Origin of the sequence: Thermogladius sp., assembly GCF_049970955.1 — an archaeon.
Classification (GTDB): domain Archaea; phylum Thermoproteota; class Thermoprotei_A; order Sulfolobales; family Desulfurococcaceae; genus Thermogladius.
The window spans coordinates 1-13,541 of sequence record NZ_JBMFLY010000029.1 but is presented as its reverse complement, the minus strand read 5'-3'; the positions used below and the strand labels follow the sequence as shown (position 1 = coordinate 13,541).

Annotated in this window: 10 protein-coding genes; 5 read left to right on the top strand and 5 right to left on the bottom strand. The window is 61.9% G+C overall.

The genetic code is table 11. The features are described from left to right. Together ACP5VX_RS04825 and ACP5VX_RS04820 are read right to left on the bottom strand one after the other, a co-directional pair. The gene (locus ACP5VX_RS04825; protein WP_428724759.1) at window positions 1-2,157 is read right to left on the bottom strand and encodes an alkaline phosphatase family protein; all 2,157 of its coding nucleotides are present in this window, start codon (window positions 2,155-2,157) and stop codon (window positions 1-3) included. 255 nt (window positions 2,158-2,412) lie between these two features. Next, window positions 2,413-5,082, bottom strand: a complete 2,670-nt coding sequence (locus tag ACP5VX_RS04820; RefSeq protein WP_428724758.1) for a cation-translocating P-type ATPase — start codon at window positions 5,080-5,082, stop codon at window positions 2,413-2,415. A 224-nt stretch (window positions 5,083-5,306) separates the two neighbouring features. Here ACP5VX_RS04820 and ACP5VX_RS04815 point away from each other — a divergent pair, with 224 nt between their 5' ends. From ACP5VX_RS04815 to ACP5VX_RS04800, 4 genes are all read left to right on the top strand, one after another. Next, window positions 5,307-6,212: a radical SAM protein gene (locus ACP5VX_RS04815; RefSeq protein WP_428724757.1), complete on the top strand. Its 906-nt coding sequence runs from the start codon at window positions 5,307-5,309 to the stop codon at window positions 6,210-6,212. Window positions 6,213-6,393: 181 nt separating this feature from the next. Beyond that, window positions 6,394-8,211: an indolepyruvate ferredoxin oxidoreductase subunit alpha gene (gene iorA, locus ACP5VX_RS04810; RefSeq protein ID WP_428724756.1), complete on the top strand. Its 1,818-nt coding sequence runs from the start codon at window positions 6,394-6,396 to the stop codon at window positions 8,209-8,211. Between the two features lie 5 nt (window positions 8,212-8,216). Then, entirely contained in the window at window positions 8,217-8,819 is a 603-nt protein-coding gene (locus ACP5VX_RS04805; protein WP_428724761.1) for an indolepyruvate oxidoreductase subunit beta, read from the top strand. 70 nt (window positions 8,820-8,889) lie between these two features. After that, complete coding sequence (locus ACP5VX_RS04800) at window positions 8,890-9,381, top strand: inosine/xanthosine triphosphatase (protein ID WP_428724755.1); 492 nt, start codon at window positions 8,890-8,892, stop codon at window positions 9,379-9,381. Here ACP5VX_RS04800 and gltA read toward each other — a convergent pair. Next, complete coding sequence (gene gltA, locus ACP5VX_RS04795; RefSeq protein WP_428724760.1) at window positions 9,373-10,785, bottom strand: NADPH-dependent glutamate synthase; 1,413 nt, start codon at window positions 10,783-10,785, stop codon at window positions 9,373-9,375. The two genes, ACP5VX_RS04800 and gltA, sit on opposite strands and share 9 nt — an antisense overlap. A gap of 15 nt (window positions 10,786-10,800) precedes the next feature. Further along, window positions 10,801-11,625 (bottom strand): sulfide/dihydroorotate dehydrogenase-like FAD/NAD-binding protein, encoded by an 825-nt coding sequence (locus ACP5VX_RS04790; RefSeq protein WP_428724754.1) that lies wholly within the window; start codon window positions 11,623-11,625, stop codon window positions 10,801-10,803. 144 nt (window positions 11,626-11,769) lie between these two features. On the opposite strand from ACP5VX_RS04790, the gene ACP5VX_RS04785 reads away from it, so the two are divergent. Then, on the top strand, window positions 11,770-12,123 hold the full coding sequence (locus ACP5VX_RS04785; protein WP_428724753.1) for a hypothetical protein: 354 nt from the start codon (window positions 11,770-11,772) through the stop codon (window positions 12,121-12,123). Window positions 12,124-12,216: 93 nt separating this feature from the next. On the opposite strand, the gene ACP5VX_RS04780 is transcribed toward ACP5VX_RS04785, so the two are convergent. Further along, the gene (locus tag ACP5VX_RS04780; RefSeq protein WP_428724752.1) at window positions 12,217-13,374 is read right to left on the bottom strand and encodes an MFS transporter; all 1,158 of its coding nucleotides are present in this window, start codon (window positions 13,372-13,374) and stop codon (window positions 12,217-12,219) included. Window positions 13,375-13,541 lie beyond the last annotated feature (167 nt).

The window sequence follows — 13,541 nt, the reverse complement described above, 5'->3', positions numbered from 1 at the left end:
CTACTTGATCTTCCTCCTAGCTAGGAGGACGGCGACGTACCCGATTACCGCGATAGCCGCTAGCGAGCCTACGTAAACGGGGTCGGTGTACCTCTCCGTAACGGTCACGAGGCTGACAGAGGTCTCGGTCCTAGTGCTCGTCTGGGTTAGAGTCTGCCACATTGTTACTGTAGACGTTACGTAAGAGGTGACCGTCTCCGTCTTCGTCTCCACCGACACTGTGAATACGGGGCTCATTATCGGTAGTGGGGTCCCAGTAGAGTTCAGCGGTGGCTGTATGCCGAGTAGCGCGGCAATAGTCGGCGCTACGCTAGTGGACTGGACCAGCCCGAGGACGCCGTGCCCGACGCCGGCCCCCACAGCGGCGAAGACCGCGTAGAGCTCGGGGTAGTAGGGCAGGTCCTGGTGGTTAGCGGTAATGGTCTTCAGCGGGACTACGTTGACAAACGGGCTCCCGGTAGGGGAGAAGCCTCCCAATGGGGCGTAGCCGGGCTTCGTGCTGATAACCACGTCCCCGACTCTGTCACCCCAGAGACCGAAGGCCGCTGCCTCGCTCTTCTTCATGACCACGCTGAACACCGGCTCCTGGGTCACGGGGTCTCTGACAGAGGCTAGGACGTCCATGACCTTTGCGACAACCCTGTCGTAGTCTGAAGGGTCTACGATCCCGCCTGCCTCCCTACCCTTCAAGTTGATGAATACCTGGTTGAACCCGTTGTACCACGCAACCGTCTCGTTCAGTAGGACTACTCCGCCACTCCTCTTCAAGAGGCCGGCGTTCTCGAGAATGTTGTTCACGTACACCAGCTTGGCCACAGGCCACTGGCCGTGGTCCGACACAACGATGACCGCCGTGTTCGAGAGGTCGACCTCCGTGAGTATCATTTGTACGAACTCGTCAGCCCACTTCACAGCCTGCTTCACGTAGTTGACGTACTTGGGTGCTGTCTTCGGGTCGTAGTAGGGCATGCTCGGGTCTGTCAGGCCGAGGAACTGGTGGTAGACGTTGTCTACTATCGGGGTGTAGGTCATCAGGAGGTTCCAGTCCGTGTTCTTGATAAGCCACCTCGTGAACTCCATGAAGAACCTGTTCGCGAAGTAGACCGTCTCCATGTAGGTGTCCTCGTCGTACCAGCCGTTTGCAAGGCCGAAGTAGTCGCCGTCCGTTATCATACCCGTCTTCGTCACGACCTCGTTCCAAACCCTCCAGGCAACATCCCTATTGCTGAACCACCTAGTTGCGGTCTCAAACGGCCTCGTGAGGCTCCTGTACACCCTGAAGTTTGTCAAGGAGAGGTTGAGGGCCTTGAAGAGCGGCGCTACAACGTAGGTGTTCCCCTTGTAGACGAGGGTCGTGTTCAGGGGCTTGCTCCACTCCCCCTCTCGCAGGACAGCCAGGGCGTTACTCAGGTCCTTAGACCTCGGGACTATAGCGACCCTGTCGGGGGTGCCCGAGCCGGTGGTGTCTACTATGTAGAAGTACCATGTCTCGTCGCCGAACGTGAACGAAGCCTCCCAGGCCTTGTACACGGTGAGCCCGGGCAAACTACCGGTCCAGCCGGAGGCCTCCGTCACGTTCACGTAGTAGGCGGCGGGGACCGAGCGGTTGGTCGTGTAGAGGGCCGAGTAGGACGGCGGGCCCATGAAGGAGTCGTAGGGGTTGAACACCATCGAGCTCCTCATCTTCCCCTCCCAAGCCCACGGGTCGCTCTGCGGGAAGGCGGCCACCACGGCCTTAAGGCCCTGTCTATCCACGGCCATCCAGAGGGGCTCGGCCAAGAGCATGGAGCCGTTGAAACCGGAGACGGTCGCGGTCAGCGGTGTCCCGGGCAGGTGGATGGCGTTGCCCGTGATGCCTGTGACGCCCGGTGGGGCGCCCGTGGATATCACTGCGTGGCTCACAGCGGTCGAGGACGGGAAGCTGACGACCATCCCCCTAGCCAAGTAGCCGTGCTCGAAGATGTACCTGAACCCGGGCAACTCGGTGGCGAAGACCGACCTGTTCAACAGCATGTCCCAGACCATGTCCGACCTGAGCGCGTCTATGCTCAGTAGTACGACTTTAGACGCCGGAGGCTTGTACGAGGCGTAACTCGGCGGTGTAACCGAGACCAATAGGACTGCGAGCACTATAGCGAGGACGAGCGCCCTATTCATACAACACCCTCATTAGAGTAAATTTGTCGGCGCGAGGATATAAGTCTTTGGAGGGTAGAGCGTTCGGGATGCCAGCGACCACGAGTACGCAACGCTTAATCTAGGGGACAAGCCACAGAATAGGGCTGCGGGTTGGCCTAACGGGCCGGGCTCAGCCCTTTTCTTCACTTCACCGGTCCGTGGAGGTGCATTTCATCACTACTCTAACTATCCCGCCAAGACGGCTTATAATCCCCCGACATGGGCGGGCAGCGTTTAGTCGAAGACCCACACTTTCTTCCTAACCTCGTCTATCAGTATTATCGCTGCCGACGGTAAGAAGGCTATGACCGCTAGTTCGACCGGACCTAACGGCACTACGTGGAACAGGCTGTTGAGCGGGGTGTACAAGACGATCAACTGGAGCCCCAGCGAGGCCAGGAGCGCCGGCGGCAGCCACTTGTTCCAGGCCAGCCTGAAGAGCGAGTGCCGCTCGCTACGCGAGGCCATCGCTCTACCGAACTCTGAGAGGGCTATCGTGGTGAAGGCGACCGTCCTGGCGTACTCGAGCCCCTTGGATAGGGACTGGGCGAACAGCCCTATCGTGAAGGCCGCTATGACTAAACCGGTGAGGGTGTAGTAGAGCAGCTTCTTCCCTGTTACCAGCCTCGCCCCTCTCGGCCTGGGCGGCCTCGTGTAGAGGCCCGGCTCGGGGGGCTCTAGGCCCAGTGCGAGGGCTGGTAAGGCGTCTGTCGTCACGTTGATCCAGAGGAGGTGGACCGGTTCGAGGATGTAGGGCAGGCCTAGGAGCTCTGCGCCGAAGACGGAGCCGACCTCGCCGAGGTTGCAGGAGAGTAGGTAGGAGATCGGCTTCTTCAGGTTTTCGTATATCCACCTCCCCATCTTTATCGCCTCCACGATCGTAGCGTAGTTGTCGTCTAGTAGTATCAGCTGGGAGACCTCCTTGGCGACGTCCGTCCCCCTGACCCCCATCGCGACCCCTACGTCGGCCTCCTTGAGCGCTGGGGCGTCGTTCACGCCGTCCCCTGTCATGGCGACCCTGTACCCCCTCTTCTTCAGCGCCCTTACGATCCTCAGCTTGTGCTCGGGCGTTACCCTCGCGTATACGACGACCTTGTCAACTACCCTCTCGAGCTCCTCGTCGCTCATCCTGTCTAGTTGCCAGCCCTCTAGGACGTTGTCCTCGCCTACCTCGAGGCCGATCATCCTCGCAACGGCCATGGCTGTGAGCTTGTGGTCCCCCGTGACCATGACCGTCCTCACACCCATCCTCTTGGCCTCCTCGACAGCCTCCCTCACACCCTCGCGTGGAGGGTCTATGATAGCCATCAAGCCGGCGAAGACGAGGCCGCTCTCGGGGTCGTCCCCCTCGCCTGACAGCCTCTTGTACGCGATGCCGAGCACCCTGAACCCCTGCGAAGAGTAGTACTCGATCCTCTTCATGACCGTCTCCACGTCTAGTGGCGTAATCGCCTCCTCGCCCGAGGGCCGCAAGATGTACGCGGAGTTCTTTAGTACCACCTCGGGGGCGCCGGTGACCACGGAGACTAGGCCGCCGTTGTGCTCGTGCACCGTGCTCCTCATCTTCCTGAACCGGTCGAACGGGTTCTCCGAGACGAGCCTGTACTTCTCCTTGACCTCGCCGACCCTACCTGGGCCGACGACCTTTACACCCATCACGAAGACGGCCAGCTCGGTCGGCGACTTCCTAGTCGCCAGGCTCTCCAGGCCCGCGACGTCTATCGTGTAAGCGGTGTGTGCTAGGGCCAGCTCGCCCACTTTCTCGAGCAGGCGATCGTCGGCGTCTCGCGTAATAGGCCTCGCCTCGCCCTCGACCCTGAAGCCCTCGCCCGTGAACTCGAACTCGCCGCCTGTTGTCCAGAGGTACTTGACCATCATCTCCCCCCTGGTCACAGTACCCGTCTTGTCCGTGCAGATCACGTTGACCGAGCCCAGGGCCTCGACGGCGGCCAGCCTCCTCACAAGGGCCTTCTTCTCCGCCATCTTCCTAGCCCCTATCGCGAGCAGGCCCGTCGCAATGGCGGGGAGCCCCTCCGGGACTGCTGCGACGGCCAGCGCTATGGCTACGAGGAGGGCTGTCAGTACACTGGTCTTCTCGACGAGGAGCGTAGTCGCGAAGACGACGCCGGATATCCCGAGTATTACAAAGCCCACCTTCCTACCCAGGTCCTCCAGCTCCACCTCTAGGGGCGTTGGCTGCTCCTCCGCCTCCTCCACGGCCCTCGTTATACCCCCCAGCACCGTCCTCGGCCCTGTCGCCACCACGACACCCCTGCCCCTCCCCCGAACCACAGTAGTGCCCATGAACGCCATGTTCACCCTGTCGCCGAGGGGGGTCTCGGGCGGGAGTACTTGCTCGTGGTCCTTCTGGACTGGAGTGGACTCGCCCGTGAGAGAGGACTCGTCCACCTCGAGGTTGTCGCTCAATACAAGCCTGAGGTCTGCTGGTACCCTGTCCCCCTCCTCTATCAACACTATGTCTCCCGGCACCAGCCTAGAGGCCTCCACGACCTTGGTAACGCCGCCCCTGACGACCTTGGCTGTCGGCGACGCGAGCTTCCGCAACTCTTGGAGCGCTCTCTCGGCCCTGTACTCCTGGACAAAGCCCATAACGCCCATGACGAAGACCACGGCGAGGATCAGGGCAGCGTCTAAGATCTCCCCTAAAAGCCCCGAGATCACGCTGGCGGCCACGAGGATCAGTATCAGGGCGTTCGTGAACTGCCTCGCGAAGATCAGGGCCGGGTGCTTCCGCTTGGCCTCGAGGATGTTCGGGCCGTAGGCCTGGAGCCTCCTCTCCGCCTCCTCCTCGCTCAGACCCCGGAGGCTCGACCCCAGCTTCTCAAGAACCTCTTCCACGCTCAGCGAGTGCCACGGAGCGGTCTCGACGCTTGTCTGCCCCAATACGGTTCCCAGGACGAGTTAATACCGGTGACCGGGTAATATAAGAGTGACGGCAAGCCGGGTGGTCTAGCGTCGACACAAGGGTAGGCGGTTTAGACCGTCCATGGCCCCCGCGGGCGAGGCTTCAGGAGCCCCTGCGAGACGGCTACGCTAGGTGCCTCGTCTGCGAAAGGAGGTGTACTATACCCCCCGGTGGGCGTGGGGCCTGCTGGAACTACACTAACGTGGGCGGCGTCCTCTACGCGACGGGATACGGGAAGCTGAGCGCAGTCGAGGTCAGGCCGATCGAGATCAAGCCCCTGTTCCACTACTGGCCTAACTCCCTGGCACTGACCTACAGCAACTACGGCTGCAACTTCTACTGCCCCTGGTGCCAGAACGACCACTTGAGCTACGCTAGACCACCGGAGCACGGCGAGGTCACCCCGCCCGAGCGGCTGGTGGAGCTCGCCCTCGTCAGCGGGGCAGACGGGTTATCGGCGAGCTTCAACGAGCCCGCTACACAGTTCGACTACGTCGTCGACGTCACTCTACTCGCTAGAGAGAGGGGGCTCTACTCAATGGTGGTCACCAACATGTACTACACAGAGAGCGCGCTCAGGAAGCTGGTAGAGGCCGGCGTCGACGGGTTCTCGGCCGACATCAAGGGCTGCCCGGGTATGACGAGGGCGCTCAAGGGGATACACCACGAGGTGGTTTTCAGGAACGCGAGGGCGGCACTAGACCTAGGCGCGCACGTCGAGATGGTCTACCTCGTTGTGACAAACACGAACGACAGCGAGGAGTGCTACAAGTGGATAGTGGACAGGCACCTCGACCTCCTCGGCCCCGACGTCCCCCTCCACATCAACAGGTACTACCCGGCCCACAGGTGGAGGGAGCCCCCCACACCGCTCAGCAAGCTCCTTGAGATAAGGGAGTACGCTAGGAGGAGCGGGCTGAACTACGTCTACGTGGGGAACGTCGGAGACCCGGAGCTCGAGACGACCCGCTGCCCGAGGTGCGGGAAAGTGCTGGTCAGGAGGTCGGGTTACAGGGTAACACACTTCAACGCCGTTCTAGAGGAGGGGAAGTACAAGTGCCCGAGGTGCGGGTTGGTGGTGCCGATAAGGGGCAGGTACGTGCCGTGAGAGCGGAACCCGCGTAGGGCCTTCAGAGGGAGGAATTCCTTTCATCTGGTCAAGGCGACCGAAAGGTCATCATCCGCGTCTACAGAAGTTATTTTACTCCGCTCTTAAATCCTTAGACTATGGGTGGTCTCCTTTACACGAGAGCCTGTTCTACCTACCACCCGGAACCCGTCTCGCGCTGATGGGTAACGAGGCTATTGCGAGGGGGGCGTGGGAGGCCGGCGTCCGGGTGGTCACGGGCTACCCCGGGACGCCCTCCAGCGAGGTCATCATGACTTTCCACGAGGAGGGGAGGGGTCTCCCGATCTACGTGGAGTGGGCTGTCAACGAGAGGGTCGCCTTCGAGATAGCCTACGGAGCCGCTATAGGCGGCGTAAGGGCGCTGGTCACGATGAAGGCCCCGGGCCTGAACGTAGCCAGCGACCCCGTGCTCTCGGCTGCCTACTCGGGCGTCGAGGGCGGGCTGGTGATACTGGTTGCGGACGACCCAGGCCCTCACACCACGCAGACGGAGCAGGACAGTAGGTGGTACGCTAAGCTCTCGAAACTCCCCATGTTCACCGCGTCAACCCCGCAGGAGGCCAAGGACACCGTGAAGAGGCTGTTCAGGGTCAGCGAGGAGCTGAAGCTACCGGTCATCTTCAGGACGACGACCAGGCTCAACCACGCGGTGGGCGACGTGGTCCTAGGCGAGGTCGAGGAGCGCGACGTGAGACCGTCCTTCAAGAAGGACCCCCCGAGGTTCGTGAGGGCCGGGATGAAGTGGAACCTGGAGAGGCACGCCTGGTTGAACAGTGTTTTGAGGAGGGTCGAAGAGGTCGCGTCTAGCCTCGGCTTCAACAAAGTGGAGGGCTCGGGCGAGTACTGCGTGGTCACAGAGGGCGTCGCCTACAACTACGTCTACGAGGCCCTCAGAGGGCTCGGGGAGGCCCGAGTCAAGGTCCTTAGGGTGGACCAGCTGTACCCGGTCCCCAGGAAGTTCCTCGCGGAGAACCTGTCTGGCTGCCGGAGGGTGATCGTTGTCGAGGAGCTGGACCCCTACCTCGAGGCCGAGGTCAAGAAGCTCGCGTACGAGGAGAAACTCGACGCCGAGGTGGTGGGGAAGGAGGAAGGCCTCCTCCCGCTGGAGGGCGAGCTTAACCCGTCCCTCGTGAGGGGGGCCTTGTACAGGTGGCTTGGTCTACCGCAGGTGCAGGACTCCGCGCAGGCCCCGGACGTGAGAGTGCCCGAGAGGCCTCCCCCTCTCTGCCCGGGCTGCCCGCACGCCTTCAGCTATATAGCGCTGAAGCTAGGTATAGCAAGGGCCGGGTACAAGCTCAGCGAGGTCCCGGTCTTCGGCGACATCGGGTGCTACGCGCTCAGCGTGAACAGGCCTATCGAGGCGATCTGGACCGAGCACAGCATGGGAGCGAGCATATCGATGGCCGTCGGGCTCAAGGTGGCCGGCTACGACAAGCCCGTGGTAGCCACTATCGGGGACTCGACCTTCTTCCACGCTGGTATACCGTCTCTAATAGAGGCCGTCCACAAGCGCGTCGACGTGCTGGTGCTAATCCTGGACAACAGGGTTGTAGCCATGACGGGGCACCAGTCTACGCCCGCCTGGGAGGTCACAGAGTCGGGTAGACAGGCCAAGAGAGTGGACATAGTCGAGCTCGTCAAGTCTATCGGGGTGGACGAGGTAGCGGTAGTAGACCCCTACGACTTGAACAAGATGGCCGAGACGGTGGCGTCCATGATCAAGAGGCCGGGCGTCAAGGTCTTAATAGCCCAACACCCGTGCCGACTAATGGAGGTCAGGCAGCTCAAGACCGTCAAGAAGTACAGGGTTATAGAGGACAAGTGCACGGGTTGCAGGGCGTGCGTCAACGTGACTGGCTGCCCAGCACTCTACATCGAGGACGGGAAGGCGAAGATCGTGGAGGACGACTGCACAGGCTGCGGTCTGTGCGCTAGGTTCTGCCCGTACAAGGCTATAGTCGAGGTGGGCGGGGCTTGAGCAGGGTGTTCAACATCCTCATATCCTCGGTAGGCGGGCAGGGCGGGCTGACGCTGTCGAGGATAATGGCCGTGGCCGCTGTGAGGCAGGGGCTCAGCGCGAGGACTGGAGAGACGCTGGGGATGGCGCAGAGGTTCGGCAGCGTTCTCAGCTTCGTGAGAGTCGGCGAGGACGTCCAGTCGCCAATATTCGGCCCGGGCGAGGCGGACTACATCATCGGCCTGGAGCTCTTCGAGACCGTGCGGGCCACGAGGTACCTCCGCGACACCGGAGTCGTCTTCGCAGCCGACGAGTACAAGCCGCCGGTCAGCGCCAGCCTCAGCCCTAGCCCGGCCTGGACGAGGGAGAGCGTCCTAAGGTCGCTGAGAGAGGTTCTGGGCGAGAAGCTCCTAGTGGTCCCCGCCAGGGACCTAGCAGTGAGGGCCGGCTCGGCCAGGGCCATCAACGTGGTTATGCTGGGGGTCTTCAACGCGCACGCACGCCTCTTCGCCGACGACGTCGTGTACGAGGCTATCAAGAGCGTGCTCCCGGGGAGGGCGGGAGAGGTCTCCGTCAAGGCCTACGAGCTGGGCAAGGCCTTCTACGCAGAGAGGGCGAAGAGCGCCTGACCCCGGGTGGTGGTGTCTGGGGATCAGGCTGTGCATAGGTAGCGTGAACCCGTCTAAGGTGCGGGGGGTCGTGAGCGCCTTCCAGAGCTACTTCCCCGTCTCCGACGTTAGAGCAGTGAAGGTGGAGACCGGCCTGCCGCCACAGCCGATCGGCCTCGACGTGATCGTCAGGGGAGCGGAGCTGCGGGCGAGGCTGGCGATGAGCGGGGACTGCGACTTCAGCACGGGTGTCGAGGCGGGTTTCTACAGGTTTGGCTCGACCTACTTCGACGTCGAGGCCGCGTACGTCATCTCGAGGGAGCTCGGGGAGTCGCTAGGGTTCTCCCCCTCCTTCCCAGTCCCGACGTGGTTCGTCGACGAGATACTGTCGGGGAGGTTCAGGGAGCTGGAGGAGATCGTCGACAACCTCTACAGGACGGAGAACATAGGGGAGAAGACCGGCTTCATCTCGCTCCTGACCAGGCACGTAGTAGTGAGGTCCGAGCTGTCGAGGCTGGCCACCCTGATGGCGTTGACGAAAATACTCAATAGAGAGCTGTACGAGAAAAGTGCCCTACGCTAGCCCCTTCTTCCTCCTCACGTACAGGTCTATCTCTTCCGCAGCCCTCTTCCCGTCTGCCATGGCCTCGACGACCGTCGACTCGCCTCTTATAGCGTCGCCCCCCGCGAACACGCCGGGCAGGCTCGTCATGAGGTGGTCGTCTACGGCTATCGTCCCGTCCTCGTTGAACTTCAGCCCGCTCTCCTCCATGAGCAACCTGTTGGGTTCCAGCCCTATCGCTATGACCACCGTGTCCGCGGGGATCTCGACGTACCTACCAGTCCCGACGATCTTCTTCTTGCCCCTCTCGTCGAGCTCGTTGAGGGGCTCCATTACCTCGAACCTCACAGCCTTAACGAAGCCGTTCTCGTCGCCGAGGAACTCGACCGGCTGCAGGTAGTACCTGAACTCCACGCCCTCCTCTTCCGCGTGCAGCACCTCGTCCCTCCTAGCCGTCTTCAACATGTCCTCCCTGTCCCTCCTGTAGACGACGACCGGCTTGCTGCCCAGCCTCAGAGCTACCCTCGCCGCGTCCATGGCGGTGTTACCTCCCCCGATTATCAACGTGGTCTTCCCGACGCTGATCGGTGTGTCCCACTCTGGGAAGAGGTGCGCCCTCATCAGGTTGACCCTGGTGAGGAACTCGTTAGCCGTGTAGACGTTGTTCAAGTCGACGCCCGGGATGTCGAGTAGCTTGGGTGTACCGGCGCCGCTGCCGATAAAGACGGCGTCGTACTCGCTCAAGAGCTCGCTCAGCAGCACGGTCTTCCCCACCACGTGGTTCAGCCTGATCTCGACGCCTAGGTTCTCGACCTTCTTGATCTCGTGGTCTAGGACGCCCCTGGGCAGCCTGAACTCGGGTATCCCGTACGCCAGCACACCCCCGGGCCTGTGGAGGGCCTCGTATACGACGACTTCGTAACCTCTCAACCTAAGCCAGCCGGCCGCTGACAGCCCGGCGGGGCCCGAGCCTACCACCGCTACCCTCCCCTTGACCCCGCTGTTCTTAGAGACCATCTCTGCCAGGATCTTCTCGTCCAGTCCGTTCTCCCTCGCGTAGTCTCCGACGTACCTCTCGAGGAGGCCGACGGAGACGCTCTCGCCTATCTTGGAGACTACGCAGCTGCCTTCACAGAACCACTCCTGGGGGCAGACCCTGCCCGTTATGGAGGGGAAGAGGTTGTCCTCGTAGACCTTCCTGGCGGCCGCCTCGAGGTCCCCCTTGGCAATGTACTCTAGGAAGGCCGGGACTTTGACCCTCAACGGGCACGCCTTCGAGCACGGGGCGAACCAGAGGGGGCAGCGGAGGCACCTCGAGGCCTCCCTAACAGAGGTCTCGTAGTCGTAGCCCAAGACCACCTCGCCGAAGCTCCTCAGCCTCTCGCTTACGGGCAGGACCTTAGGTGTAAACCTCTTCTTGACCACTCGGGACAAGACAGCTCACCTCGCCAGGTACTTGTCCAGTGCGATCTTCTCGAGCCTCTTGAACCTCGCGTCCCTCCTCAGGACGTCGTCCCAGTCGACCAGCCTGGCGTCGAACCAGGGGCCGTCTCTACACGCGTAGGCTATCACGCCGTTGTACCTGACTCTACAAGACCCGCACATCCCCGTCCCGTCCACCATTATCGTCCTAACGAGAGCGTAGACCCTCACGTTTAGCCCCGCCGTCGCCTCGGCGAGCTTCTTGAGGTTGGCCAGAACACCCCCGGCGAAGACGGCCTTCACCTCCCTGCGAGCCAAGAGCTCCCTCAGCAGGTCGATGTAGTGCCCCTTGTACCCGGCCGTGCCGTCTAGCGTCGTTATGAAGTGCTCGTCAACGTACTTCTTGGCCAAGTACTTCTCGGGGTACACCTCCTTCTCGGTCTTGAAGGTCTGGATCGATATCACCTTGTTGCCCAGCTTGGCGAGCTCCTGGGCGAGACCCAGCTGCTCGGCGTGGCCGCAGACGGCGTCTGACGCCAGCACGACTGTCCCGTAGCTCTCCAGCTTCAGGGGCCTACCTAGAGGGCCCGCTACAGCGTACAGCGAGCTCCCCACCTTGAAATCTCTGTAGAGCTCAACCGAGGTCTTCCCCAGCTTCTTAATGAACATCCCCACCCTACCACCGTTGATAGTTGCGACCGACAGGGGGACGCGCTCACCCCTCTCGTGGGTCACGATTATCACGAACTGGCCTGGCCTCCAGTGCCTGGAGACGTGGGGGGCCTCCACCTCAAGGTAGTAGTCCTGCTCGTTCAGGTCCTCCTTCATCGTCACACGGAACATGTTAACACCTTTTGTTTAACCTACCTAACAACTATTACTGGGAGGATATATAAACGAGTATGTAGTAGACATTCGGCTATGTACAACGCGCTCTCGAGTCCGGGGTAGGGCTTAGCCGTGCAGTAGCGGGTGAGGGGGTGTGCGGTGAGCTCGGAGTGTCGCGAGGAGCTGGTCTCGGAAGCCAAGGAACTGGTCGTGAAAGCCCTCCACGACTACTTGTCCTCTCGTTGCCGAGCCCTCGTCTCGGCTGTGGAGGTAACGGGGCAGAAGAGGGTGACCATATCGCTCCGCGGGTTGTACAGGCGCTTCACTCCTACAGCCGACTTCGACAAGTTGAGCCGGGCCCTCGAGTACCTACTCAAGTGTATGCCGGGGGAGGAGCTGAGAGCCCTCCTAAGGGCTGTGGAGATCGGTACGAGCGGGAAGGAGTACTACGTCGTGGTCGAGTCCGCTACACTGAGAGAGGTCTGCCGTAGCCTGGCCGGCGGGGACCTTTAAATCCTCGGAAAGGGGTTTTCAACACTGGATGAAGAGCCGTCGAGCGGCCGAGCGGTGAGGAGGTCCCCCAACGGACGTCGCCTGTCCTACTCCTCAACCCCGGCTCTCGAGCCGGACGAGGCGTAGCAGTAGGACTGCCGAGACAGTGCTCGAGAGGAGGCTGAAGACCGCCACCAGGCTCGGGGAGGAGGCGGCGAGCACGAGTACGACGAAGCCGCCTACCATCCAGGAGAGGCCGAAGAGCACGCTGAGCAGCCCGTAGGCCAGGGGCCTGAGACTCCTGTCCACCACCCCGACCAGCCCTGCTCTCACAATGCTCTCCTCGCCGCTCATCACGATACCCCAAGCCAGTGAGGACAGGAGGGCTAGCACCCTTTGCCTCGAGGAGAGGAGGAGCGCGAACAGCGACGAGAGTGCTGGGAGTACGAGGAGGGTCTTGAACGAGTACTTGTCGTAGAGGGCCCCGAGAGGGACTGCGACTACAGCGTCGACGAGCATGGCGGCTGTGTAGGCTAGCCCCACCTCGACGTCGCTCATGAGCCCCCATGTCTTGTAGAGGTAGGACGCCACGGACCAGTGTATGAAGCCGAGGCCGAGAAAGCTGATCGAGGCGGTGTAGAGCCAGAACCTCTGGCCGAGCTCCCTCATGCCCGCCCTCACACTCCTCTTCACCACACTCCTCACACGAGGGTAGAGAGCCGCCGAGGAGACCACGAGCGCTATGGCGACTAGGCCCGGGGCGAACAAGAGGCTGAAGGCTAGCGGGTAACCACCCAGGCTGAGGCCCGCCACCACTATTAGGGGGCCGGCGAAGGCCCCTACCTGGTCGAGGAGCTCGTGTACCCCGAAGCCCTTCCCTACACCTAACGGCTCCGCTACCTCGGAGAGTATCACGTCCCTGGCCGGCGTCCTCAGCCCCTTACCCACTCTGTCCACGGTGTAGAGCAGGACTGCCTGCCACCACGAGGTGGCGAACGCGAGGAGGGGTATGCTCAGGCACGTCACGGCGTAGCCCGTCACCGTTAGAGCCCACAGCGCGGCCGAGGAGCCTATGTAGGTTGCGAGGAGGCCGCTGAGGAACCTGAGCAACGTCCCCACGAACTCGCCGAGGCCTATCAAGCCGACCATGACCTGCGGCGTCTTCAGCGACTCCAGGAAAGCCCCGCTGACGCTCCTGCCACCCTCGTAGACCACGTCGGCCATTAGCGACACTAGGCTCAGCAGGATGAAGACCAGCAGAGTCCTCCTCAAAGCATGCCCTCCCCCCCCTGTATTGTCAGCCCCGGTAAATAACGGTTAGCCCGCGAGCGAGGGGGGCTACCTGCCAAGGGCGGCCCTGGCCCTTTCTACGAGCTCCCTCATCAACTTGCTGAAAAGGAACCCACGCGCTCTCTCGCGGGCGTTTCTCGACATCTCCT